General features: G+C 71.5%; 22 protein-coding genes. 10 read left to right on the top strand and 12 right to left on the bottom strand.

What is annotated here, in order from left to right; translation table 11 throughout:
- Positions 1–47: 47 nt before the first annotated feature.
- Positions 48–1,232 carry a Gfo/Idh/MocA family protein gene (locus IFT77_RS14705; RefSeq protein ID WP_192170420.1) on the bottom strand — a complete coding sequence of 395 codons (1,185 nt, stop codon included), beginning with the start codon at positions 1,230–1,232 and terminating at the stop codon, positions 48–50.
- Between the two features lie 169 nt (positions 1,233–1,401).
- Here IFT77_RS14705 and IFT77_RS14710 point away from each other — a divergent pair, with 169 nt between their 5' ends.
- From IFT77_RS14710 to IFT77_RS14725, 4 genes are all read left to right on the top strand, one after another.
- Complete coding sequence (locus tag IFT77_RS14710; protein WP_192042813.1) at positions 1,402–2,367, top strand: sugar ABC transporter substrate-binding protein; 966 nt, start codon at positions 1,402–1,404, stop codon at positions 2,365–2,367.
- A gap of 68 nt (positions 2,368–2,435) precedes the next feature.
- Positions 2,436–3,479 carry an ABC transporter permease gene (locus tag IFT77_RS14715; RefSeq protein ID WP_192170421.1) on the top strand — a complete coding sequence of 348 codons (1,044 nt, stop codon included), beginning with the start codon at positions 2,436–2,438 and terminating at the stop codon, positions 3,477–3,479.
- A complete protein-coding gene (locus IFT77_RS14720) occupies positions 3,476–4,435 on the top strand; it encodes an ATP-binding cassette domain-containing protein (RefSeq protein ID WP_192170422.1) in 960 nt (319 codons plus the stop codon). The genes IFT77_RS14715 and IFT77_RS14720 overlap by 4 nt, the downstream gene beginning before the upstream one ends.
- 91 nt (positions 4,436–4,526) lie before the next feature.
- A complete protein-coding gene (locus IFT77_RS14725; RefSeq protein ID WP_192042884.1) occupies positions 4,527–5,288 on the top strand; it encodes a GntR family transcriptional regulator in 762 nt (253 codons plus the stop codon).
- 60 nt (positions 5,289–5,348) lie between these two features.
- On the opposite strand, the gene IFT77_RS14730 is transcribed toward IFT77_RS14725, so the two are convergent.
- The 7 genes from IFT77_RS14730 to iolC all read right to left on the bottom strand — a co-directional run bounded on the left by IFT77_RS14730 (position 5,349) and on the right by iolC (position 13,231).
- The gene (locus IFT77_RS14730) at positions 5,349–6,137 is read right to left on the bottom strand and encodes an NADPH-dependent F420 reductase (RefSeq protein WP_371741081.1); all 789 of its coding nucleotides are present in this window, start codon (positions 6,135–6,137) and stop codon (positions 5,349–5,351) included.
- Positions 6,130–6,741, bottom strand: coding sequence for a TetR family transcriptional regulator (locus IFT77_RS14735; protein WP_192042816.1), 612 nt, complete (start codon positions 6,739–6,741; stop codon positions 6,130–6,132). The genes IFT77_RS14730 and IFT77_RS14735 overlap by 8 nt, the downstream gene beginning before the upstream one ends.
- A 120-nt stretch (positions 6,742–6,861) precedes the next feature.
- Positions 6,862–8,739 (bottom strand): 3D-(3,5/4)-trihydroxycyclohexane-1,2-dione acylhydrolase (decyclizing), encoded by a 1,878-nt coding sequence (iolD, locus tag IFT77_RS14740; RefSeq protein ID WP_192170424.1) that lies wholly within the window; start codon positions 8,737–8,739, stop codon positions 6,862–6,864.
- 101 nt (positions 8,740–8,840) lie between these two features.
- Positions 8,841–9,743 carry a 5-deoxy-glucuronate isomerase gene (gene iolB / locus IFT77_RS14745; RefSeq protein ID WP_192170425.1) on the bottom strand — a complete coding sequence of 301 codons (903 nt, stop codon included), beginning with the start codon at positions 9,741–9,743 and terminating at the stop codon, positions 8,841–8,843.
- 35 nt (positions 9,744–9,778) lie between these two features.
- A complete protein-coding gene (locus IFT77_RS14750; protein ID WP_305798194.1) occupies positions 9,779–11,308 on the bottom strand; it encodes a CoA-acylating methylmalonate-semialdehyde dehydrogenase in 1,530 nt (509 codons plus the stop codon).
- A 26-nt stretch (positions 11,309–11,334) separates the two neighbouring features.
- Positions 11,335–12,258: a deoxyribose-phosphate aldolase gene (locus tag IFT77_RS14755; RefSeq protein WP_192170426.1), complete on the bottom strand. Its 924-nt coding sequence runs from the start codon at positions 12,256–12,258 to the stop codon at positions 11,335–11,337.
- On the bottom strand, positions 12,245–13,231 hold the full coding sequence (gene iolC, locus IFT77_RS14760; protein ID WP_192170427.1) for a 5-dehydro-2-deoxygluconokinase: 987 nt from the start codon (positions 13,229–13,231) through the stop codon (positions 12,245–12,247). Before iolC ends, IFT77_RS14755 begins: the two co-directional genes overlap by 14 nt.
- Positions 13,232–13,382: 151 nt before the next feature.
- Between iolC and IFT77_RS14765 the strand changes: the two genes are divergently transcribed.
- From IFT77_RS14765 to IFT77_RS14785, 5 genes are all read left to right on the top strand, one after another.
- A complete protein-coding gene (locus tag IFT77_RS14765) occupies positions 13,383–13,814 on the top strand; it encodes a hypothetical protein (protein ID WP_206758552.1) in 432 nt (143 codons plus the stop codon).
- 145 nt (positions 13,815–13,959) lie between these two features.
- Positions 13,960–15,171: a DUF4232 domain-containing protein gene (locus tag IFT77_RS14770; RefSeq protein ID WP_192170429.1), complete on the top strand. Its 1,212-nt coding sequence runs from the start codon at positions 13,960–13,962 to the stop codon at positions 15,169–15,171.
- Positions 15,172–15,280: 109 nt separating this feature from the next.
- The gene (locus IFT77_RS14775) at positions 15,281–15,529 is read left to right on the top strand and encodes a DUF4287 domain-containing protein (RefSeq protein WP_192042824.1); all 249 of its coding nucleotides are present in this window, start codon (positions 15,281–15,283) and stop codon (positions 15,527–15,529) included.
- A gap of 219 nt (positions 15,530–15,748) precedes the next feature.
- A complete protein-coding gene (locus IFT77_RS14780; protein ID WP_192170430.1) occupies positions 15,749–17,212 on the top strand; it encodes a hypothetical protein in 1,464 nt (487 codons plus the stop codon).
- Positions 17,213–17,427: 215 nt separating this feature from the next.
- A complete protein-coding gene (locus IFT77_RS14785; protein ID WP_192170431.1) occupies positions 17,428–17,604 on the top strand; it encodes a hypothetical protein in 177 nt (58 codons plus the stop codon).
- A 64-nt stretch (positions 17,605–17,668) separates the two neighbouring features.
- On the opposite strand, the gene IFT77_RS14790 is transcribed toward IFT77_RS14785, so the two are convergent.
- Positions 17,669–19,570, bottom strand: coding sequence for an ABC transporter ATP-binding protein (locus IFT77_RS14790; RefSeq protein ID WP_192170432.1), 1,902 nt, complete (start codon positions 19,568–19,570; stop codon positions 17,669–17,671).
- Positions 19,571–20,086: 516 nt separating this feature from the next.
- On the bottom strand, positions 20,087–20,515 hold the full coding sequence (locus IFT77_RS14795) for a hypothetical protein (protein ID WP_192042828.1): 429 nt from the start codon (positions 20,513–20,515) through the stop codon (positions 20,087–20,089).
- Positions 20,516–20,979: 464 nt separating this feature from the next.
- Between IFT77_RS14795 and IFT77_RS14800 the strand changes: the two genes are divergently transcribed.
- On the top strand, positions 20,980–21,903 hold the full coding sequence (locus IFT77_RS14800; RefSeq protein ID WP_192042829.1) for a hypothetical protein: 924 nt from the start codon (positions 20,980–20,982) through the stop codon (positions 21,901–21,903).
- 48 nt (positions 21,904–21,951) lie between these two features.
- Here IFT77_RS14800 and IFT77_RS14805 read toward each other — a convergent pair whose 3' ends face one another.
- On the bottom strand, positions 21,952–24,126 hold the full coding sequence (locus tag IFT77_RS14805) for a N,N-dimethylformamidase beta subunit family domain-containing protein (RefSeq protein ID WP_192170433.1): 2,175 nt from the start codon (positions 24,124–24,126) through the stop codon (positions 21,952–21,954).
- Positions 24,123–25,139: a substrate-binding domain-containing protein gene (locus IFT77_RS14810; protein ID WP_192042831.1), complete on the bottom strand. Its 1,017-nt coding sequence runs from the start codon at positions 25,137–25,139 to the stop codon at positions 24,123–24,125. The genes IFT77_RS14805 and IFT77_RS14810 overlap by 4 nt, the downstream gene beginning before the upstream one ends.
- Positions 25,140–25,161 lie beyond the last annotated feature (22 nt).

Genomic DNA, 25,161 nt, shown 5'->3' on the forward strand with positions numbered 1-25,161 from the left:
ACGTCGGACCGGCAACGAGGAGGCGGCGGCTCGGCGAGCCCGACCCGTCAGAGGTCGTAGGTGGTCGGCCCCTCGACCCGGCCGACCGCCTCCCACGCCCGCGCCTCGTCGCTGCGGACCGCGGCCTCGACGATCTCGGCGGCCGACCAGGCGTCGGCGGCGGACGGCGCCAGCTGGCGCCCCTCGACCACCGAGCGCAGGAACAATTGCGCCTCGATCGTCTTGAGGTCGTCGAAGCCCATGCTCGTGCCGGCGCCCGGCTGGAACCGGGCGAAGTCGCCGAAGCCGGGCTGCGCCATGACGGTGCGGTACCCGCTCGTGTCGTCGGCGACCTGCAGCTCGTTCAGCCGCTGGAAGTCCCAGCGCAGCGACCCCTTCGTCCCGTAGACCTCGAGCGCGTACTCCGCGCGCGGCCCGATCGCGACGCGGCTCGACTCGAGCACGACGACGGCGCCCGAGTCGAATCGGCCGAGCACGGCGGCGTAGTCCTCGTTCTCGACCGCCCCGGTGGCACCGCCCTCGGCGCCCTTGCTGAAGTGGCCCGCCGAGCCCGAGCCCGGCAGCGGACGCTCGCGGATGAACGTCTCGGTCAGCCCGGTCACGGAGTCGATGCGGCCCACCACGAACTGGGCCAGGTCAGCGCCGTGCGACAGCAGGTCGCCCAGCACGCCCGACCCGGCGCGGTCGCGCATGAACCGCCAGGTCAGGGCGCCGAGCGGATCGGCCGAGTAGTCGGCGAGCAGGCTCACGCGCACGTTCGTCACGGTGCCGAGCGCGCCCGAGCGGACGAGCTCCCGGGCGCGGGCGACCGCGGGCGCGTGGCGGTAGTTGAAGCCGACCGAGGTGACGACGCCGGCGTCGGAGGCGGCGCGCGCGATCTCGGACGACTCCGCGGCCGACCGGCCCATCGGCTTCTCGATCCAGAACGGCTTGCCCGCGGCGGCCGCGGCGAGCGCGACCTCGTGGTGCAGGAAGTTCGGCGCGCAGATCGACACGACGTCGACCTCGGGGTCGGCGATGACCTCACGGTAATCTCCGGTGGTGCGGCGGTAGCCGAGCACCGTCTCGGCGTGGTGTCGCGCGTCGGCGTCCGTGTCGGCGGCGGACACCAGCTCCGCCCGCACCGGCAGCTCGGGATAGTGCTCCGCGACGGCGCGGTACGCCCGCGAGTGCAGCCGTCCCATCCATCCGAGCGAGACGAGGCCTACTCCTACGCGATCCGGTGTCGACATGGTTCTCCTGACGTCGTCGGCGGGACCCCTGTCGAGCAGGGGGCGAACCGAGCTTATCCCAATGACAGAATGTATTGACAAGCAAGACCCCCTCACACATACTCGGACCCGACACCGACGTCACCCCGGACCGTCCTGCGCGACGAGCTCCGCATCGAAGGGACTTTCAATGAAGAAGCGACTCCTCGCCGGCCTCGGCCTCGCCGCGACGACCGGGCTCCTCCTCGCCGGCTGCGCGGGAACGGGCCAGGAGACGGCCAGCCCCGACACCGGCGGAGACCTCACCTTCGCCGTCGTCACCCACTCCGGCCCCGGCGACGCCTTCTGGGACCGCGTGAAGTCGGGAGCCGAGACGGCGGGCGACGACTACGGCGCCACCATCACCTACAACTCCGACGCCGACCCCGCGAAGCAGTCCCAGCTGATCGACAACGCGGTGGCGCAGGAGGTGGACGGCATCGTCGTCTCGATGGCCAACCCCGACGGCGTCGAGGACAGCGTCAAGAAGGCCGTCGCCGCGGGCATCCCCGTCGTCACCATCAACTCGGGCATCGAGCGCTCGGCCGAGTTCGGCGCCCTGACCCACATCGGCCAGAGCGAGACCGTCGCCGGCGAGGCCGTCGGAACCAGGCTCGCCGACGAGGGCCTCGGCAACGCGCTCTGCGTCATCCAGGAGGCCGGCAACGTCGGCCTCGAGGACCGCTGCGCCGCCGCCGCCAAGACCTTCGGCGGCACGATGACGAACCTCCAGGTCGACGGCACGAACGACGCCGACGTGAAGGCGACCATCAAGTCGAAGCTGCAGGCCGACCCGTCCATCGACGGGGTCCTCACCCTCGGCGGCCAGTACGCCATCGACGCGGTCGGCGCGGTCGAGGAGTCCGGCAGCGACGCGAAGATCGGCACCTTCGACCTGTCGGAGGACGTCGTGGCCGACGTCGAGAACGGCTCCATCCTGTTCGCCGTCGACCAGCAGCCCTACGTGCAGGGCTTCCTGGGCGTCACCGCCCTGCAGCTCTTCGTCACCAACGGCAACGTCATCGGCGGCGGCCAGCCGGTCTACTCCGGCCCTGCCTTCGTCACGAAGGACAACGCGGCCCAGGTCGCCGAGTTCGCCGCCAACGGCACCCGCTAGGCACACCCCCCGGGGGCCGGCTCGACACGCAGCCGGCCCCCTCACCTCCCCCGACCCAGGAGTCACCGTTGACGACCACTGACATCGTGACGATCGCGACGAGGCCACGCCTCGAGCGGCGTCCGCTCCGCAAGATCCTCGCCCGCCCCGAGACGGGCGCCTTCGTCGCCGCGCTCGCGGTGCTCCTGTTCTTCTCCCTCTACACGCCCCAGTTCCTGAGCTTCGCCGGAGCAGGCGTCTGGCTCGAGTCGGCGTCGACGTTCGGCATCATGGCCGTCGCGGTGGCCGTGCTGATGATCGGCGGCGAGTTCGACCTCTCCGCCGGCGTGATGACCGGCTTCTCGGCCCTCATCGTGGGCATCCTCACGACCCACTACGGCCTCAGCATCTGGGTCGCGGTCGTCATCTCGCTCGTCGTCTGCCTCGGCGTCGGCGCCGTCAACGGCATCCTCGTGATGAAGACGGGCCTGCCGAGCTTCATCGTGACCCTCGGCACGTTCTTCGCCCTCGCGGGCATCGACCTCGCCGTCACCAAGATCATCACCGGACAGGTCGCCATCCAGGGCATGACCAAGGTGCCCGCCTACGACTCGATCCAGCCCCTGTTCGGCGCGTCGGTCCAGATCGGCGGCGGCACCTTCTACGTGTCGGTGCTCTGGTGGTTCCTCGTCGCCGCGGCGGCCACCTGGATCCTGCTGCGCACCCGTGCCGGCAACTGGATCTTCGCCGTCGGCGGCGCGCTGAACTCGTCCCGCCAGGTCGGCGTGCCCGTCCTCAAGACCAAGATCGGCCTGTTCATGGGCACGGCCGGCGCCGCCTGGCTGGTCGGCATGATCTCGCTCTTCCGCACCTCCACGGTCCAGGCCAACACCGGCGTGGGCCAGGAATTCATCTACATCATCTGCGCCGTCGTCGGCGGCTGCCTGATGACCGGCGGCTACGGCTCCGCGATCGGCGCCGCCCTCGGCGCGCTGATCTACGGCATGGTCTTCCAGGGCATCACCTTCGCCCAGTGGGACACCAACTGGCTGCGCACGGTGCTCGGCGCCATGCTCCTCGCCGCGGTGCTGCTGAACAACTTCGTCAGGACACGAGCAGGAGGCGGGCGATGAGCACCGACACCACCAGCGACCGCAGCGACCGCACCTCCCGCACCGACGCGCAGCCCGTGCCGCCGCGTGCCGGGGTCGGCACGACGATCGTCGAGGTCCGCGACATCGGCAAGAGCTACGGGGCCGTCAACGCCCTCTCCGGGGTCTCGACCACGGTCGCGGCCGGCCAGGTCACCTGCGTGCTGGGCGACAACGGCGCCGGCAAGTCGACCTTCATCAAGATGCTGGCCGGGGCCCACACCCCGAGCGAGGGCGAGCTGCTGCTCGACGGCGAGCCCGTCACCTTCGCCTCGCCGCGCGCCGCCCTCAGCGCCGGCATCGCGACGGTCTACCAGGACCTGGCGGTCGTGCCCCTGATGCCCGTCTGGCGCAACTTCTTCCTCGGCTCCGAGATGACCACCGGGGTCGGCCCCTTCCGTCGCCTCGACGTGAAGGCGATGAAGCAGATCACCTTCGAGGAGCTGGCCCGCATGGGCATCGACCTGCGCGACGTCGACCAGCCGATCGGCACCCTGTCGGGCGGCGAGCGCCAGTGCGTCGCCATCGCCCGCGCCGTCTACTTCGGCGCCCGCGTGCTGATCCTCGACGAGCCGACGGCCGCCCTCGGCGTCAAGCAGTCCGGCGTCGTGCTCAAGTACATCGCCCGCTCGCGCGACCAGGGCCTCGGCGTCGTGTTCATCACGCACAACCCCCACCACGCGTACCCGGTGGGCGACCGGTTCCTGCTGCTCAACCGCGGCATGAGCCTCGGCAACTTCGAGAAGAGCGAGATCACGCTCCCCGAGCTGACGGCCCTGATGGCCGGCGGCGCCGAGCTCGACTCGCTCGCGCACGAGCTCGAGCGCGAGATGCCGGGCTCGCCCGTCGCTCGCGAGCTGGCTGCCGACGCCTCGGAGACGTCTGCGCCGCCGACCGTGACACCGCCGCCGACGACGACCACGGCGCCGCGCAGCTGAGGCCGCGCGGCTGAGGCCGCACGGCCAGGCCCGAGCTCTGCCGATCCGCCGCTGTGGGAGGATCGAGGACCACCGATCAAGAGCGGACATGATGCCTCAGGACGAGCAGCTGCTGCCCCCCGACTTCTTCCTCGGGCTCGATCGCTCCGGCCCCGTCCCGCTGTACTACCAGGTGTCGAACCTCCTCGAGGAGGCCATCCACGACGAGACGCTGCCCGCCGGCGCCCGCCTAGAGAACGAGGTGGCGCTGAGCGCGCGGCTCGGGCTCTCGCGCCCGACCATCCGCCGAGCGATCCAGGAGCTCGTCGACAAGGGCCTCCTCGTGCGTCGCCGCGGCATCGGCACCCAGGTCGTCCACGGTCGCGTCACCCGCAACGTCGAGCTGACCAGCCTCTACGAGGACCTGGAGCGGACGGGCCAGAAGCCCGAGACGCTGCTGCTCTCGTCGTCCGTCGAGGGCGCCGACGAGAAGACGGCCGAGGCGCTCGGCGTCGAGGTCGGCAGCCCCACGCTCCACCTCGCTCGGATGCGCTCCGCCGACGGCGTGCCCCTGGCCATCCTCGACAACGTGCTGCCCGAGCCGTTCGTCGACCTCGACATGGACTCGCTCGAGAAGCACGGGCTCTACCAGCTGCTGCGCGGACGCGGGGTGACGATGCGGGTCGCGAAGCAGCGCATCGGGGCTCGGTCGGCCACCGCCTCCGAGGCTCGCCTGCTCGACCTGCCCAAGAGCGCGGCCGTCCTGACGATGGGACGCACCGCCTTCGACAACAGCGGGCGCGCCGTCGAGCACGGTCAGCACTGCTACCGGCCCGACCTCTACTCGTTCGAGATCACGCTCGTCGAGCGCTGACGGGCGACGACGCAGGCCGGGCGCGCACGTTCGCGTGCGCCCGGTCCTGCGGCGGGATCGTCAGAACTGACGGGCTGCGACGTCCGCACGAGTCGACGCAGCCAGCAGTTCACGCAGACGGTCAGCCGTGACGGGGGCGGCAGGGGCGGACAGGTAGTCCGCGGTGAAGGCTTCGAGGTCGGCGGCGTAGATCGACGTGTAGGCCCCCGACTCGGGCTCTGCCCGCCACGACTCGGCCAGCGTGCCTGCATCGACGGACTCGAAGCCGAGATCGTCGACGATGGCCGAGACCTTGCCCTTGGCCTTGGCCTCATCGCCGGACACCGCGAGGGCGGTGCGGGGCGAGGAGTGGGCCAGCGTGGGGATGTGGTGGAACAAGATGTTGTTGAAGGCCTTGATCACGACTGCTCCGGGCAGCATGTCCTGCTCGAGCTCAGCGGTCGTGAGCTCGAGGGCGTCCAGGCGGGCGATCCGGCCGTCCCGATGCGGGTAGTAGTTGCCCGTCGACAGGATGGTCCTGCCCGAGAACGCGTCCCCGGGAAGCGCCTGATACGCGCCGAGCGGAACGGCCAGGACCGGCACGTCCCCGAACTCGACGGCCTCGCGGCTCTCGCCGGCGCGAGCCCGGGGTCCTAGCTCCTCGACGAGGCCTCGGAGCGACTCCGGCCCACGCGAGTTCGCGATCAGGACGTCGTAGCCGGCGGCGACTGCCAGGCGGGCGATGCCACTTCCGATGTCTCCGCTGCCGATGATGCCGATTCGCTTCGTGTCCGTGTCGTTCATCTCTGTCTCCTTCGTGGTGCGGTGGTTCGTGCTCGTGAGGACCCGGGGGACCGTCCTGTCAGTCACGCGGGCCTTCGGGTTGCGGTGTGGACTCCGCCCATCCCGTCCGGGTCAGCGCCGACAGCGCTGTCGCGGTCTCGTCGTCCGCCAGTGCGGCACCGCTCGCCCAGCTCGTCGCCAGCGCCGACAGGAAGAGGTCCCGAGCGCGGACGTCGCCGCGTGCCAGCCCGGCGCGCTGGGCAGCTGCCAGGAACTCGGCCGTCGTGGTCACGAATCCCTCGCAGGTCGTGGCCAGAGGCGACGAACTCGTCGTCGTCGCGGCCCGCAAGGGCTCAGGAAGGCCCTCGTACGCCGCAGCCCACGTGACGACTGCTCTGAGCCAGCCGTCGAGTGCCTGACCAGCGTCGACCGAGTCCTCGCGGAGGCTCTCACGCCTGGCGACCAGCTCCTCGTCACGTCCTGCGAGCAGGGCGGCCAGCAGGGCCTCGCGAGTCGGGAAGTGGCGGTAGAGCGTGCCCGCACCGACGCCCGCACGTTTCGCGATCGCGTCCAGCGAGCCACCGACGCCGTGCTCGACGAAGTGCTCCTCCGCAGTTCCGAGGATGAGGTCTCGGTTGCGCTGGGCATCAGCCCTGGGTGTGCGCCCTGGTGCACTCACGTCGATCGCCACGGGGCCCTCCTCCACAACGGAGACATTCTCCGCCTATAGAAGGAGACTATCTCCGTTTGTACGGCGTGCACAAATGGAGACATCTTCCGCGGCCTGCGGTCCGTGGCCCGGCCCGCGGCGTCAGCCCAGCAGCGGGCGGCGGGCCGCCGACTGGGTGACGTACTCGTCGTGCGCGCGCTGCGTGCTGGCCATGGTCGACACCTCGGCGACCGGCACGTCCCACCAGCCCTCGCCGCCGGGCGCGTAGAGCAGCGGGTCGCTCTCGACGTGGATCAGCGTCGCGGTGTCGGACGACTTCGCGGCCGCCACGGCCCTGCCCAGGTCGGCGACCGCCTCCGGCCCGGCCTCGATCTCGATGGTCTCGACGCCGTAGCTGCGGGCGTTGGCGGCCAGGTCGACGGGCAGGGTCGCCCCGCTCCCGTCGCGGTACCGGGTGCCGAACCGCTCGGAGCCGACCGTCTCGGAGAGGTGCCCGATCGACGCGTAGCCGTGGTTCTGGATGAGCACGACGATGATCTTGACGCCCTCGGCCACGGCCGTGACGAGCTCGGTGTGCAGCATCAGGTACGAGCCGTCGCCGACCATGACGATCACGTCGCGGTCGGGCGCGGCACGTCGGACGCCGAGGCCGCCGGCGATCTCGTAGCCCATGCACGAGAAGGCGTACTCGACGTGGTAGCCGAGCGCGTCGCGCACCCGCCAGAGCTTGTGCAGGTCACCCGGCAGCGAGCCGGCCGCCTGCACGACGACGTCACGGGGGTCGGAGGCGGCCTGCACGGCCCCGATGATCTCCGCCTGACCCGGCAGGGCGAGGCCCGAGGGCTCGAAGACGCGGTCGACGACGGCGTCCCAGCCGGCCTTCTCGGCGGCCGCCCGCTCGACCCACCCGGCCGGCGCGCGCCAGTCGGCGAGCTCGGCGCGCAGGGCGTCGATCGCCTCGCGGGCATCCGCGATCACCGGCAGCTGAGTGCCGTGCTTGTACGCGTCGAACGACGCCACGTTGACGTTGACGAACTGCACGCCGTCGGCCTGGAACGCGGTCCGGCTGGCCGTGGTGAAGTCCGAGTAGCGGGTGCCGATGCCGATCACCACGTCGGCCTCGGCGGCGAGGCGGTTCGCGGCGGTGCTGCCGGTCGCCCCGACGGCGCCGAGGTAGCCCGGCTGGTCCCAGACGAGCGAGCCGCCGCCGGCCTGGGTGGTGCCGACCGGGATGCCGGTCAGCTCGACGAGGGCGCGCAGCGACTCCTCGGCCCCCGAGTACAGGACCCCGCCGCCGGCGACGATGACCGGCGACTTCGCGGCGCGGATCGCGGCGACGGCGCGCTCGAGCGGGCCGCGCTCGGGCAAGGGACGGCGCACGTGCCACTCGCGCGGCGCGAGGAACTCGACGGGAACGTCGAGCGCCTCCGCCTGCACGTCCTCGGGCAGGGCGATCGTGACCGCTCCCGTCTCGGCCGGGTCGGTCAGCACGCGCATCGCGGCCAGCGCGATCGAGAACAGCTTCTCGGGTCGGTCGACCCGGTCGAAGAACCGCGACAGCGGCCGGAACGCGTCCGTGACCTGCACGCTCGTGTCGTGCGGCAGCTCGAGCTGCTGCAGCACCGGGTCGGCGACCCGGGTCGCGAACGTGTCGCTCGGCAGCAGCAGGGCAGGCAGCCGGTTCGCGGTCGCCAGCGCGGCGCCGGTGAGCATGTTGGCGGCGCCCGGACCGACGGAGGCGGTGCTCGCGAAGGTGCCCCGCCTCCTGGTCATCCGCGCGTAGCCGACGGCCTGGTGCACCATCGCCTGCTCGTTGCGGGCCTGGTGGTACGGCATCAGGCCCGGCTGCTCGACCTCGAGCTGCGCCAGCGCCTGGCCGACGCCGGCGACGTTGCCGTGGCCGAAGATGCCGAACGTGCCGGCGACGGTGCGCTCGCGGTGGTCGCCGTCGACCGTCCACTGGTTCGTGAGGAACTCGATCAGCGCCTGCGCGACCGTCATCCGCCTGGTGGAGCCCATGTCATCGTGTCCTGTCGTCGTGGCTTCGTCGCCGTGGGTGGTCGTCACGTGGTGGTCGTCGTGCTGGTGGTGCTGGTGCTCGTGCTGCCGCCGGGTGCTCGTCAGGCCCGGCGCTCGTAGGGGAGGCGCGGATCGACGCCCTGCCCCTCCCACGTGCCGCGGACCCAGCCGTGGGCCGGGTCGTCCGAGATGTTCCAGACCCGCTCGGGGTCGGGCCCCGCCATGACGTTGAGGTAGTAGAGGTCGTAGCCGGGGGCCGCGACGCAGGGGCCGTGCCAGCCGTGCGGCAGCAGGGCGACGTCGCCGGTGCGCACCTCGGCGAGCACGTCGATCTCGCCGGCCGGGGACGAGTAGGCGCGGACGAACCCGAACGGATCCGCCTCGGGCGGCGCCTCACGACCCCGCTCGACCGCGGTCTCGAAGTAGTAGATCTCCTCGAGCCGCGACTCCTGCCCCGGCTTCAGCTCGTCGTGCTTGTGCGGCGGCCAGCTCGACCAGTTCTCGGCGGGCGTGACGACCTCGCAGACGATGAACCGGCCGGCGTCGAGCGCCTGGGGCGTGCCGAAGTTGTGCACCTGGCGGCTGGAGCGGCCTGCGCCGCGCAGCTCGACGGGCACCTCCTCGCGCCGGACGTGCCGGCTGGGCCGCACCTCCTCGGTGGGCGCCGCGGCCACGGCCACGCGCCCCTCCCCCTCGATCGTCGCGGAGGCGCCGGTCGAGAGGTAGAGGACGTCGGTCGGGCCGTCGAAGACCGAGGGCCGTCCCTCCAGCCGCGTGGTCTCGAGGTCGCCCGAGCCCTGCTGCCGGACGGTGAACGACCCCGACAGCGGGACGACGAGGCGCTCGACGCCGGCCGCGGGCAGCGAGAGCTCGCCGCCGGCCGCGAGCTCGGCGACGCGCAGGCCGGTGTGCTGCCAGCCGTCGATCCCGCCGTCGACGACGGACTCCCACTGGCCGCGCGCCAGGGCGCCCCTCGGGAACACCGTCTCGTTCTGCGTGGTCATGCCGCGCCTCCTCGTGCTGTCTCGGTCCTGGCGGCTCAGTTCTGCGGGAACCCGAGGTCGACGCCGCCGTGCGACGGGTCGAGCCAGCGCGAGGTGATCGCCTTCTGCTGGGTGAAGAACCGGACGCCCTCGGCGCCGTGGGCCTTCGTGTCGCCGAAGAGCGAGTCCTTCCAGCCGCCGAACGAGAACGTCGCGACGGGCACCGGGATCGGCACGTTGATGCCGATCATCCCGACCTGCACCTCGTTCTGGAAGCGCCGCGCCGCACCTCCGTCGTTCGTGAAGATCGCCGTGCCGTTGCCGAACGCGCCGTCGTTGATCAGGACGACGCCCTCCTCGTAGGAGGCGACGCGCACGATCGAGAGGACCGGTCCGAAGATCTCCTCCGTGTAGGCCCGCGACGTGGTGGGCACCTTGTCGAGCAGGGTCGGTCCGAGCCAGAAGCCAGCGGCGTCGCCGTCGACCTCGACGCCGCGGCCGTCGATGACGACCTCGGCGCCGTCCTCCTCGGCGATCGCGATGTACGAGGCGACCTTGTCGCGGTGCTGCTCGGTGACGAGCGGGCCCATGTCGCAGCCGCGACGGCCGTCGCCGATGCGCAGCGTCGCCGCGCGCTCCTTGATCTTGGCGATCAGCTCGTCGGCCACGGGCTCGACCGCGACGACGACGGAGATCGCCATGCAGCGCTCGCCCGCCGAGCCGAAGCCGGCGTTGATCGCGGAGTCGGCGACGAGGTCGAGGTCGGCGTCGGGCAGCACCAGCATGTGGTTCTTCGCGCCGCCGAGGGCCTGCACGCGCTTGTGGTTCGCGGTGCCCGTCTCGGAGACGTACCGGGCGATCGGGGTGGAGCCGACGAACGAGACGGCACGGACGTCCGGGTGCGTGAGCAGCCCGTCGACGGCCTGCTTGTCGCCGTTGAGCACCGTGAAGACGCCGTCGGGCAGGCCGGCCTCGGACCAGAGCGCGGCGAGCCAGAGCGCGGCGGAGGGATCCTTCTCGGACGGCTTGAGGACGACGGTGTTGCCGGCGGCGATGGCGATCGGGAAGAACCACATCGGCACCATCGCGGGGAAGTTGAACGGCGAGATGACGCCGACGACGCCCAGCGGCTGCTTCGTCGAGTAGACGTCGACGCCCGTCGACACCTGCTCGGAGTACTCGCCCTTGAGGTGGTGCGCGAGGCCGGTCGCGAACTCGACGACCTCTTGGCCGCGGGTGATCTCGCCGAGCGCGTCGGAGACGACCTTGCCGTGCTCGGAGGTGATGATGTCGGCCAGCTCGCCCTTCTTCGCCTCGAGCAGCTCGCGGAACCGGAAGAGGATCTGCTGGCGCTTGGCGAGCGAGAGATCGCGCCAGGCGGGGAACGCGGCCTGGGCCGAGGCGATGGCCGCCGCGATCTCGGCGTCGTCGGCGAGGGCGACGTGCTTCGTCACGACGCCGAGGGCCGGGTCGTAGACGGGGGCCGTGCGCCCGGAGGTCGACGGCGACTCGCGGCCGTCGATCCAGTGCGGGACGACGGGCAGGTCGGCGGCGGTGTCGGCAGCGTTCGTCGGGGTGTCAGACATGGTCCTGCTTCTCTTCTCGGGAGGGATCAGCCGTGCACGAGCGCGGCGGCGGTGTCGACCGCGGCGACCACGTCGCCGTCGGCCGGGTACAGCAGGGTGCGGCCGACGACGAGGCCGCGGACGCCGGGGAGGCCGAGCGCGGCCTCCCACGACGCATAGGTCTCGTCGGGGCGGCCCGACGGGTCGCCGCCGAGCAGGAGGGTCGGCAGCGTCGTCGACGCCATCACCCGCTCCATCTCGGGCACGACGGGGAGCTTCAGCCACGACCAGGCGGACGTGGCACCGAGGCCCGAGGCGACGGCGACCGACGTGACGACCGCCTCCGGCGTGAGGTCGTTCTCGACGGTGCCGTCGACCCAGCGGCTGACGAACGGCTCGAGCATGATCGGCACCTGTGCCGCCGCGGCGGCGTCCACCGCCCGGGCGGTCGACTCGAGGGTGGCGGCGGTCGCGGCGTCGCCGAGGTTGATCCTGATCAGCAGCTTGGCGAAGTCGATGCCCGACGCGACGATGCTCGGCACGTCGTAGCCGGTGAACCGGTCGTCCATCTCGAACGAGGCGCCCTTGAGGCCGCCGCGGTTCATCGAGCCGACCACGACCTTGCCCTCGAGGGCGCCGAGGAGGGCCAAGTCCTCGATGACGTCGGGCGTGCCGAGCACGCCGTCGACGCCCGGTCGAGAGAGGGCGGTGACGAGGCGGGTGAGCATCTCGTAGCGGTCGGCCATCGCGGCGGGGTCGTCGCGGACGCCCAGCGCCCCGCGGGCCGGGTGGTCGGCGGCGACGATGAACAGGCGGCCGTCGTCGGCGAGCAGCGTCCGGCGGGCGCGGTCGCGCACCCGCGGCAGCACGGTCTGCGGGGCGAAGGTGCGGACGTGGCGCAGCGCCTCGAAGTCGAGGGAGGCGGTGGTGGGGCTGGCGGGGCTGGCGGCGGTGACCTCAGGCGTCGACACGGGCGATGCTCCTCACGATCTCGTCGACCTCGGCGGTCGAGGGCATGGCGGTCGAGCACTCGCGGCGGCTGGCCACGATCGCGCCGGCGACGTTGGCGAAGCGGAGGACGTCCCGCAGCGACCAGTCGTCCTGCAGCAGGCCGTGGCAGAGGGCGCCGCCGAAGCCGTCGCCCGCGCCGAGGCCGTTGACGACCTCGACGAAGTGAGGGGGCACCTCCACGGTCTCGTCGCGGGTCTTCGCGAGCACGCCGCGCGGGCCCTGCTTCACGATCGCCAGGTCGAGACCGCGGTCGAGCAGTGCGTCGGCGGCACGGTGCGGGTCGGTCTCGCCGACGGCGATCTCGCACTCCTCGCGGTTGCCGACGGCGACGCTGACGTGCTCGAGGGCGAGGGACACCTCGCGGCGGGCGTCGTCGGGCGAGGACCAGAACATGGGCCGGTAGTCGAGGTCGAGGATCGTGAGCGGTGTGCGTCCGCGTGCCTCCCAGGCAGCGTGGTGGGCCGTCCGGCTCGGGTCCTCGGAGAGCCCGGTGACGGTGGCCCAGAAGATGCGGGCGTCGGTGATCGCGTCGAGGTCGAGCTCGTCGGCGTTCACGACCATGTCGGGAGCCTTGGGCGCCCGGTAGAAGTAGAGGGGGAAGTCGTCGGGCGGGAAGATCTCGCAGAACGTGACCGGGGTGTTGAGGTCGGGCACCGTGCGGACGAACCGGGTCGAGACCCCGAGACGCTCGAGCTCGCCCGAGACGAAGCGGCCGAAGGGGTCGTCGCCGGTGCGGGTGACGATGGCCGTGCGGAGTCCGTGCCGCGCCGCGGCGACGGTCACGTTCGCGGCGCTGCCGCCGAGGTACTTGCCGAACGTCTCGACCTGCTCGAGGCCGACGCCGTCCTGCAGGGGGTAGAGGTCGACGCCCGAGCGGCCGATGGTGACGAGGTCGAGGGGCGCGGACGTCGCGGAGGTGGTGGTGTCGGTCATACGTCGCTGTACACCTTGCTGATCGTGGAGTCGGGACCCGCCCTGTCGTGGCCCCATGTGCTTACATATGAACATAGCGCACGACCGCCGAGAAGTCACGGCCGCCCCCTAGAGTCGAGTGACCCACACGTCCCAGCACGACGGGAGCGTCATGGCACTCCGCATCACCTCGGCCACCTCGAAGGTCGGCATCGTCCTCGTGGCGGTCGTCCTCGGCTTCGCCCTCGGCTTCTTCTCGATGTTCCTGCTCGGCCCCACGGCCGGGGCCCTCACGCTCCTGGCCGTCACCGTCGCCACGGTCGTCTTCTGCGGGCGCACCTTCCGAGCGGACGACGAGCCGACCGCCCCTCCTCGTCCGGCGTGGCGCCTCACCGGCGGGACGACCTCGAGCGTCGTGATGGCGGGGCTCTTCATCCTCCAGGGGCTGAGCACCGTCCTCGCCCTGGTCGCCGGCGACGACGGAGCCGCCGTCGCGGTCGTCTCCGCCGTGGTCTACACGGCCCTCGCCGCGGCCTACGTCCTGTCGGCCGTCAGACAGCGGGCAGGCCTGCTTCGAGCGCAGCATCCCGGCGGCGCCGGCTGAGGCTGCCCGCAGGCCGTCGAACGACCGACGCAGGCTCGGTCGCGCACGACGCCGGCGACTCGACTCGACCCGACCCGATCCGATCCGACTCACGATGCTCCCCCCGGCGGATGATGCCGACGCGCCGACGTGATGGACTCGTCCCATGACCGATGGTGACGCCCGCCTTCCCCCGCACACGTCTCGACCCGGCGCCGTGACGACAGCGGCGACGGCCGCGGGGCTGTGGCTCGTGAGCGGAGGCCTGGCCGTCGCCGTCAGCTGGAGCGGACTGCTGCCGGCCAGCGTCGGCGCGGTCCTGCCCGCGACCATCCCGTTCTCGCCCGGCGTGCGCCCCTGGGCTTGGGGCGTGGGCACGACGCTGCTGGCCGCAGCCGTCGTGTTCCTCGTCGCTCGCCTCCTCGTCCCGCTCGCCGGTCGGGTCGACGACCGCACCGCGCGGTTCGCGCTCGCCTGGTTCGCGCTCGTCCTGGCAGGAGGCTCGGCCGGCCTCGCCCTGGACCTCGCGACGATCGTGGGCGCGCTCCCGGCACCGCGCCTCCGCATGCTCCTCGACGGCCTGGGCACGGACGCGACCGTCGGCGCCTGGTGGGGAGTGGTGCAGGGCTGGCTGCCTGCTCTGCTCGTTCGGCGGCACGCGACGGGCGCGGACACATCGCCCGCCGGGCCCGACGACCGGACGACCCCTCCGACGGGCTCCGCCGCCCGCCGACGGCAGGCCGTCCTCGTCACGACCGCCGTCGTCGCGGCCGCTGCGGTCGTCGCCACCGGCGCGCTCGGGCAGCGTGCGGCACGCGTCGCGTCCGCGCAGGAGGCGGCGGTCGCCGAGGGCGCAGACCCCGGCTTTGGTGCCCTCCCCGACCCGTACGCCGACGGCACGCCCGTCCCGACGCTGGATCCCGACCGCGATCCGGACCGCGATCCGTCATGGTGCACCCGGGACCAGGCGATGCTGCTGCTCGGGGAGACCGGTGCGGCGACGGGTCACCGCAGCCAGACGCTGCGGCTGACGAACTTCACGGATGCCTCGTGCGTCGTCGAGGGCTATCCCGACGTCGCCTTCGCCGACCAGAACGGCAACGAGCTCGCGGTCACCGTCGAGCAGGGCGCGTCGTTCCTCGCGGAGAACCCGGGCTACGACCAGTTCGAGCTGCCCGCCGGGGCCTCGGCCGTCACGACACTGGGCTGGGACGCGGGCGCCACCTCCGACGCCCTCGTCGCGAGGACCCTCTTCGCGGCGCCCTTCCCGACCGACGAACGCGGCTCGTGGCCCGTCGAGCTCGACGTCGTCGAGGGGTCGGTCGTGCACGTGACCGCGTGGGCGCTCGAGACCGGTGGGCAGGGCGCGACGCCCTGACGCGGTCCTGTTCCGAGCATCCCGTCGCGTCCTGGCGAGACGGGATGCTCGGAACAGGACGGGACGGAACACGACGCACTCGGCGGACCCGCCCGCTACCCTCTCAGCCATGTCCGGAGACCGTGTCCTCGCCCCCGAGCCGCCCGCCGACGGGTCGAAGCCCAAGGGCCCCGCGTCGTACTTCGCGAGCATCGAGAAGACCTACGGGCGCCCGGTCCAGGAGTGGCTCGACCTCGTCAGCGAGCGTCTCGACCACGACGCCCACATGCAGGTCGTCGCGTGGCTGAAGTCCGACCACGGCATGGGCCACGGCCACGCGAACGCGATCGTCGCGTACGTGCGGGCCGCCCGCGCCTGACCGGGAGACCGCCCTGTCGCCGAATGCCGAAAGGTGACACGACCTGGAGATGATCTTTCCTCGATCGAGCGGATGACCTTAGGCAACAGGATGGTAACGGGCCCCTCGGGGGCGCGAACCGACTCGTACGGTGGGACACAGGGCCCCACGACCACCTGGTCACCGGGCTCGTGGGGGCGAGCACGAGGCTCGCGTCGATCATCCGTACAAGGGGGAACCATGAAGAGATCCGTGCTGACCGCACTGGTCCTGCCGTCCGTCGTCGCCGTGATGCTGGGGGGAACGGCGCTGTCCGCGCCGATGGCGTCGGCGGCGCCGGTCTCGAGCTCGACCGTGGCAGCAGTGCCCGACGACGGAGGCGCGGCGGCCGACCCGACGTCTGCTCCCGTTCCCGACGCGGCAGCCCCCGCGGCCGAGGCCGCGCCGGCCCCGGTCGAGTCCGCGCCCGCCGAGGCGCCTGTCGAGGCAGAGCCCGCCGAGTCCGGGCCGGTCGAGTCCGCTCCGATCGAGGCCCCCGCGGCCGACGACCCATCGGCCCCGGCCCCCGCCCCTGCCCCTGCCCCCGGCACGGACGAGGTCGTCGGCATCGCCGCCGCCACCGAGCCCGGCACCGTGACCATCGCGGGCACGACCGAGTTCGGCGACCTCCAGACCGCCGTCACCGACGGCTGGCCCGACGGCACGACCTTCACCTACCAGTGGACCCGTGACGACGCGGCCATCGAGGGCGCCACCGCCGAGACCTACGTCCTCGTCCGGGCCGACATCGGTCGCGTCGTCGAGGTCGCCGTCACCGGCACCGGACCCGCTGCGGGCGACGAGCCGACCACCGTGGTGAGCGAGCGTCGCGTCGCCGCCGGCGTGCCGCCCACCTTCGTCGCCCAGCCGGGCGCCGACCTCGTCGTCGTCGCGGGCGAGCCGTTCTCGTTCACGTGGGAGGCGGCTGGCGACCCCACGCCGATGGTCAACGTCGTCAGCGACCCGAGGACGCTGACCCGGTCGATCCCCGAGGGCGCGGTCGTCACCGAGACCCCTGGTTCCCTGACGATCAGCGGCACGAGCACCGTGGCGGGCTCCTACTCGTTCGGCGTCTCGACGTTGAACATGGTGGCCATCGGCGAGACCCTCGCCGTCGACCTCCGGGTCGCCCCGGGAGCTCCCACGAGCATCTTCGCCACGGTGGGCACCGCCTACGGCACCGGACCGTCGACCTTCGTGGGGGTCATCGGCTCCGGGCCCGGCGAGACGATCTCGCCCGTGGCCCTCGACCCCGGCGAGGGTGTCGTGCTGGCGGCCTTCCCGGGACCTGACGCGTTCGGCAACATCGTGACTCCTCAGGACCTGCCCGAGGGGGTCGAGGCCGTCTACTCGAGCAGCGACCCGGACGACGAACTCGTCGTCCGTGAGGCCGGGCTCCCCCCCAGGATCGACTTCACCGGGCCGGGAACGCGTGTCGTGACCATCTCGCTGGCCGGCTTCACGACCTCGTTCCAGGTCGACGTGCGGAGCGCGGTGGTCGTCGAGCCCGCAGTGTCCGGCGCGACACCGATCTCCACCTCCGGCAGCCTCGCCTACACCGGGAGCGAGCCCACCGAGGGCCTGTTCGCTCTCGCTGCCGGCCTGCTGGCCGCCGGTGCTGCGCTGACCGTCGTGCGCCTCCGTCGCCGCCGCCTCCAGCACTGACCACCGACGACGGGCCCGTCGCCCTCCCCCTGCGGGAGGGCGACGGGCCCGTCGGCGTTCCGGGGGGCCTGCGCGGTCCTACGGCCGGACCGCCGCCTCCTCGTCGGCCGCGACGTCCTCCTGCACGGCGAACTGGGTGCGGTGCAGCTCCTCGTAGCGGCCGGAGACGGCTCGCAGCTCGGTGCCGCCGGAGCAGGAGGCGCTACGGTCGACCCGTGATGCGAACGGTGATCCTCGTGGGCGTCGCGGTGGCGGTCGTCATCGCCGTGGTCGCGATCGTGCTGGGCGCCAGGGACATCCGGGCCGACCGGTCCCTGTCACGCGGAACGTTGTCGGCGTTCTGCGCCGCCGGCGTGGCGGCGGCCGCCGTCATCGCCTACGCGGTGATCTGACGCCTCTGCTGCGGGCCGACCTCGACCGCCGAGCGCTCGCCGCCGACCGCTCGCCGAGCCTGTCCTACCGCCGGACCGCCGCCTCCTCGTCGGCCGCGACGTCCTTCTGCACGGCGAACTGGGTGCGGTGCAGCTCCTCGTAGCGTCCGGCCGCGGCGAGCAGCTCGTCGTGCGTGCCGCGCTCGACGATGGAGCCGTCCTCGACCACGAGGATCAGGTCGGCGCTGCGGATCGTGGAGAGGCGGTGGGCGATCACCATCGCCGTCCGCCCCTCGAGCGCCTCGCTCAGCGCCGCCTGCACGGCGGCCTCCGAGGTCGAGTCGAGCGCCGCGGTCGCCTCGTCGAGGATGACGACGCGAGGCTGGGCCAGCAGGAGGCGCGCGATCGTCATCCGCTGACGCTCGCCTCCGGAGAGCCGGTAGCCCCGCTCCCCCACCATCGTGTCGAGCTGGTCCGGCAGCGAGCGGAGCAGCGGCTCGAGCCGCGCACGACGGACGGCGTCCCACACCTCGTCCTCGGTCGCCTCCGGCCGCGCCAGGCGCAGGTTGCTGAGGATGGTCTCGTGGAACAGGTGCCCGTCCTGCGTCACCATGCCCAGGGTGTGGCGCATGGAGGCGAAGGTCACGTCGCGCACGTCGGCGCCGGCGAGGCGCACGGCACCGCTGTCGACGTCGTACAGGCGCGAGAGCAGCTGGGCGATCGTGGACTTGCCCGCACCCGACGTGCCCACGAGGGCGACGGTCTGCCCTGGCTCGATGCGGAACGAGACGCCGTGCAGCACCTCCTCGCCGCCGCGGGTGTCGAGGGTCGAGACCTCCTCCAAGGAGGCGAGCGACACCTTGTCGGCGGACGGGTACGCGAACCGGACGTCGTCGAACTCGACGCTCACCGGGCCCTCGGGGACGGAGGAGGCGGTCGGCTTCTCCTGGATGAGCGGCTTGAGGTCGAGCACCTCGAAGACGCGCTCGAAGCTGACGACGGCGCTCATGATCTCGACCCGGGCGCTGGCGAGGCCGGTGAGCGGGACGTAGAGGCGGGTGAGGAGGAGCGCCAGGGTGACGACCTCGCCGGTGTCGAGCTGGCCGGCGAGGGCGAGGAAGCCGCCGAGGCCGTAGACGAGGGCGAGGGCCAGGGCGGAGACGAGCGTCAGCGCGGTGACGAAGACGAACTGCAGCAGTGCGCTGCGGACCCCGATGTCTCGGACACGGGCGGCGCGCACGCGGAACTCCTCCGCCTCCTCGTCGGGACGGCCGAAGAGCTTGACGAGGGTGGCGCCGGGGGCCGAGAAGCGCTCGGTCATCTGGGTGCTCATCGCGGAGTTGTGGTCGGCGGCCTCGCGGCGGAGGGCGGCGAGGCGGCTGCCCATGCGGCGGGCGGGGATCAGGAAGATCGGCAGCATGATGACGGCGAGCACCGTCACGAGCCAGGAGGTGCTGAGCATGACGATGAGGGTGAGGATCAGCGCGACGACGTTGGTGACGACGCCGGAGAGCGTGCCGCTGAAGGCCTGCTGGGCGCCGATGACGTCGTTGTTGAGGCGGCTGACGAGGGCGCCGGTGCGGGTGCGGGTGAAGAACGCGATCGGCATCTTCTGGACGTGGTTGAAGACGGCGGTGCGGAGGTCGAGGATGACGCCCTCGCCGATCCGGGCCGAGTACCAGCGCGTCAGCAACGAGACGCCGGCGTCGGCCACGGCCACGACGGCGATCAGCACGGCGAGGCGGACGATCATCGACACCTCGCCCTTCGCGACGATGACGTCGACCACGCGGCCGGCGAGCACCGGTGTCGCGACGGCGAGGAACGCTCCCACGACGGAGAGCGCGATGAAGACGACGAGCTTCGCCCGGTAGGGCACGGCGAACGTCATGATCCGCCGGACGGACTCGCGCGAGATGCCGTGCTTGCCGTCCCTCGCGGACGAGATCTTGTAGAGCGAGCTCCAGGCCGCGCCTTCCATGCTCATGGGTGGTTCCTTCCGTGGGGTGCAGGCCCGGCGTCTGCGGCGGGCCGCCCCGGGTCGCGATTCTCCCCCTGGGCGGCGAGAGGGGGGGCACCACGAGTCAACTCGGGTGGGGGCGGTTGTGTGGGCCGCGGCCGCGACGTGGCTGCCTCCGGTGTCACATCCGGCGCGCCCTCACGCACTCACGACGACGGTTCCCAAGCGCCACACTCACCGCTGACGCGCGCAGAGATGACCCTGGCGCCCATCGGCGCCAGGGTCATCCCTCACCGTCAACTCGGGAGGTCAGCTGGCCCCGGAGGCCCACCTGGGCCAGCCCTCTCGGGCCTTTCATCGCGACCTCTCCGCGGTCGCTCTGGTCGGATGACCGCCCCGACCTGAGCAACTGCACAGGCGATGACGGTCAGCGCCCAGATGATCGATACGTCTGGGTCGAGAGCCAGCCCTACGCCGTAGGCGGCGATGATGACGCTGTTGGCGATGGCCAACCACTGGATTTCCGAGCGAGTCATAGGACTGTCAGACCATCGAGTAGAACTTGTTCTCGAAACCGGTCATGAAGATCGGTCCGCCGACCGGGCCCAGCATTCCGAGGGCCGTAGTACGAACCTGCCACTTGACCCTCTGCCACTGGGGATTGCGAAGTCCCATGTAGTAGAGGCGTTCCGCCGCTTTCTGCCCCATCGCGTAAGCAGCACCGCCGGCCAGGATGACCGCGGTGATGACCGGGATGACAGCGACAGCAGCCCGCGTCTCCCGGTCGACAGAACCGAGCTCCTCCCCTCTCATCGAGTCGCGATCCCCCTCGGCCACACTGGCCGTAGCCCCCGCCACCTCGACGAATTCGCTTGGAGCGACAGGGCTTGCCGTCGCGGCTGATGCGCCTCCGAAGACGCACGAAATTGTGAGGGCTGCCGCCACTGTGACCCCAGTGGCTTTTCTCGTCACCTGCATGTGGATCCTTTCGCCTAATTCGCCTCGTTGCGAATGGCTCGACCATAAGGCGTACGGAACATCAGTGCAATAGTCAATATTTATACGCTGGAAAGTTGTTCCTGGCAGGGGATGCACCCAGCCGCCTAGTCGTTGCGTAAAGGTGGCCGGTAACAGCGTTCGGGCGCCTGAGGCTCCAGAGATGCCTCAGGCGGCTGCCCCCAAGCGCGCAGATCTCGACAAGCTTTCCGACCGCCCGGCGGACTCTCGTGAAGGTCACCGAGGCTGGTGTGGTGCGCGCGGGATCCGACCGGTCACCCGAGTCGAGGGAGGGGGGATGTGTGGGTGGTGGGCGCGATGCGGCGGCGAACCTGCCCAAGTTTGAGCGCCTAGCCACGCCCTTCGCGGGGCCGGAGGTGCCCCCGTACCAGTTGGAATGGCCCGTCTGAACGGTCTGACCGGCCGGTATCGTCACGGTCATGGGGATCTGGTCTCGGCTCGTCGGCGCGGCGTCGAGCGACGTGCCCGCGGAGCTCGTCGTCGTCGACCGGGAGAGCGTGTCGATGGGCGACGACGCCCGGTCGCACCGGCGTGAGCTGCGGGTCCGGGCCGGGTCGCTCGTCGGCGACGTGGTCGAGCGCAGCAGCCCCGACGTGCGCGAGCCAGGCTGGTCGTGGGTAGCCGTCGTCGACGGCACCGTCCTGGCCGTGTGGTCGGTCGACCACGGCGTCGCCCTGCTCGTCCCCGATCGGCCCCTCACCGCGTCGGACCCCGACGGGGTCGTGCAGGTGCGCTTCCGCTACCTCGGCCAGCTCGACCCCACCTGGCTGCACGCGCGCCTCGCCCAGGGTGCGCCGCTCGACCGGGAGGCGCTCACCGCCGAGCACGCTCCGCTCGCCCGGGCGGAGCTGGAGCGTGAGCGCCGGGAGCGCGAGGCCGCGACGACCGCTCGCTTGCTCGGCCCGACGTGCGTGCGGGCGCTGGAGCACCTCGGTGCGGTCGTCGACCTCCATTCCGACATGCTCTGCCGGTTCGACGTCGGCGGCGTCGCCTGGCAGGTCGAGCGCCGGGACAGCATGACGGTCGTCTTCGGCCGGGGGCGCCGGTCGCCCCTGGCGTCGCTGCGCCCGGTCGGCCTCGCGGAACGTTGGGTGTTGGGGGCGCTCGCCGTCGACCGGCGTGCCGCCGACGGCCTCGACCCGCTGCCCGACGCGCCCGTACGCGCCGAGGCCGAGCCGGTGCGGCTCATGGTCGCGGGCAGGGCCCGTGCCGTCGAGGGCTCGTCGGGCGCGGTCGTCGCGCAGCTGAGGGACGCACGCGACGTCGGGTCCCTCAACCTCATTCTGGGCCGCGACCTCGACGAGGTCGTTGCCTTGTTCGGCCTCGCCGGCCCCGGCGCCTGAGGCACCCGTCGCGGCTCGACCCGTGACACCGGCGGCCGGCCCGACCCGCTACCGCCCCTGCCGGAGGAACTCCCTCATGACGTTCGCGATCAACGTGGACACGTTGTTCTCGTAGTTGTCGTGCGAGAGCGCGCCGGTGAAGCAGATGGATCCGACGCTGAACACGGACCCGCCAGACGGGTGGTTCCAGAGGGTCATGTCCGACCTGACCTCGGGACTCTCCGTCCCCCCGAGGCCGGGCCGGCTGGCCTTGACGTCCTCCCCGGCGAGTTGGTAGTAGTCGCTGTGCCCGGTCGAGCGGGCGAGCACGAGCGTCTCGGGCGGGCTCCCGAGCTCGAGGTCGAAACGGTCGATCTCGTCTCCGGATGCGCCGTCCATGATGAGGCCGAAGTCCCCGATGATCTCGTCCGGGTCGATCCCCTCGAAGGCGAAGGCCGCCTCCGGAAGGGCGCTGTCGGGCATGCGAGCGTAACCAGGCGCCTTCTCGTCCCACCCCTGTGCCGTCATGCCCACCCCGGTGAGCCTGTTGGGGCCGCGCCCTCGATGGCGCCACAGCCCACCTGGTTCTCCGGTCGTGCTGTGCACTCCCTCTCCTGGTTCGCCGTCGGACGGGCGGGTGCCGACCGGCCCCCGTCGCACCTCGACGAGGTGCGGGCGCTGGGGGTCCTGGCTGGTCACCCAGTAGAAGCCGTTCCCGCCGAGGTACATGAGCGATCCGCCGGTCTCGACGAGGTGCTCCAACGAGTCGAGCATCGTGCTGCTCACGTACTCGGGGTGGCTCCCCGTGATCACGAGGTCGTACGGGCTGAGGAGGTCGGGGCCCGACTCGGCGAGATCGTGGTCGGTGATGACGTCGAAGGCCTCCCCCTTCTCGGTGAGCCAGTCGACGAGGTAGAGGTCGGCGGCCAGGTGGCGGGGAGCGTTCTGCAACCAGGCTCGGTAGTCCGGCCTCAGGTTCGGGATGGGGCGCAGGGACGTGGAGTGCACGCAGGTGCTGCCGTCGCTGTGCAGGTCGTAGAGGCTCAGTCCCCATTCCGGGTGCTCAGCGAGGAGGCGGTCGTGTCGGCCGGGCAGGACGGGGTGGTCGGTCATCTGCTCGCCCTCGAAGTCGAGGCGGTCGATCATCCGCTCGTTGCCGTACGCGATGTACGTGAACGTCGGGAGCAGCACCGCAGTCCTGGCGTGTGGCCCTGCCGCGGACGGGCGGACGACGAAGGGGATGTGGTCGACTTCGCCGTCGCCCTGGATGCGGACGGCGTAGACACCCGAGGCGAGGTCGGTCGGCGTCGTGACCGTCGTCGAGGTCGACCATCCTGCGTCGTCGAGGTCGTCCTCGTGGAAGTGGATCGCGCCGAACTGCTCGGCCGCGAGGGTGAAGTCCGTGACGGAGCCGTCCCACGACCGCCCGGTGGCGGCACGGAGAGGGGCGTTGACGACGATCCCGTGGCGTTCCCGGCCGCTGGTGTCGACGCACTCGGACGATTCGGGCGACAGCTCGAACCGCCAGTCCCCCACGGCCTCGTCTCCGTCCCCCGCTCCTCCGGCCCGGGAGATGCGGGGTCTCTCGATCTTGCCGCTGAAGCCGCGGACGGGACGCCACTGCCCGTCGACCTGCGGGCAGGCGCCGGCTCCGACGACGAGGCCGTGTGCCGTCCCGAGCGACGTCGGCAGGGACGCTCCTGCATGCGAGGAGGTCGCGATCACCCCGAAGGAGGCCTCCGTCTCGACCCGGAGGTCGACTCCTGCAGTGCCCACCGTGACGACGACTCGGTGCCAGGACCCGCTCCTCCAGACCGTCTCGATCTCGCAGAGCAGGCGATCGTCCTGGTCTCGCAGCCCGACGGTGCCGGTCTCGGTGAGCTCGACTCCGAGGATCGGTGCCCCGTCGGCCGCCACCAGGGTCAGGATGCCCTGTCGTCGACCAGCCTCCGGCAGCGTCGGCTGGACGAGCGCCTCCACCTGCAGGCCGACGATCTCCGGGTCGCCGAGCTCGGGCACCACGACACACGACCCCAGGTAGGTCTGCTGGACAGCCGCGGGCACCTGCTGAGCAGGGACGGCGTCGATCCGCTCGGACTTGTGCCCGGGGCCGCGGGGGTTGGTGTCGCCGTGCAGCAGGCGCACCACGTCGAGCGACACGACGGGCGCGGTCGAGCTGAGCATGCACGAGATGGTCTCGCCCGGTCCGTACGACAGGCGATCCGTGTAGCCGGTGAGCGTCATGCCGAGCACTTCCCTTCGTACCAGAGCGCCTTGCCGTCGGGGGTGTCCACGTCGTCGCTCGTCAGGATGGTGATGGGCGACGCGACCGTCGCCTCGACCTCCTTGCCTTCGATCTTCGCCGCGATCTGGCGGATGGCCAGCTCGCCCATCGTGAAGGGCTGCTGGGCGACGGTCGCCTGGACGACGCCTTCCTGCATCAGCTTGACGTTCTGAGCACCGGTGTCCCAGCTGACCATCTTCACGTCGCCGACGAGATCGGCGTTCCGGAGTGCGACCGCCGCCCCCGTCGAGTTCAGGTAGTTCGTCGTGTAGATCGCCTTCAGGTCGGGGTTCTTGATCAGCAGCGCGGCAGCCTCGGCCTGGATCGCGTCGGGAGACACGTCGGGGTAGGAGGTCGAGACGAGCTCGATGTCCGGGTGGTCCTCGAGTTCGTCGGTGAAGCCCTCGATGCGGGCCTGGGTGATGGGGTTGCTCGGCAGCGAACCGATGGCCGCGACTTCGCCCTCGTCGCCCATCAAGCTCGCGAGGGTCTTCGTGAGTTCGCGAGCGCCTTCGTAGTGGTCGGACGAGACGAACGAGTCGTACAGGTCGTGGTCGTCGAGCTGCGCGTCGACGTTGATGACCGTGACGCCGTCCTCCTTGGCGGTCCGGACAGGGATGCCGCCGGCCACGGGATCGGCCGGCGTGTAGATCACGGCGTCGGGCGACTTGCCCAGCACGCCCTGCATGATCGTGTTCTGGTCAGCTTGGGACTGGTTCTGGGACGCCTGCTGTTCGCCGACCTCCATGCCCAGCTTGGCGCCCTCGGTCCGGGCTCCGCACGCGACCTCCTGGTAGTAGGGGTCGCCGGACTGAGGGCCGACGATGGCGACGGTGGCGCCCTCGACCGTCCCTGTTCCCCCGGCAGCACCACCTGCCTCCGAGCAGCCGCTGAGGGTGACGAGGGCGGCGACGCCCAGGACGGAGACGGCCGTGCGAGCGAGGACGGTCCTGCTGCGGTTCTTCGTGCTCATTTTTTGCTCCTTGACGAGTGGT

It is taken from the genome of Frigoribacterium sp. CFBP 13729 (assembly GCF_014841875.1).
Lineage (GTDB): Bacteria > Actinomycetota > Actinomycetes > Actinomycetales > Microbacteriaceae > Frigoribacterium.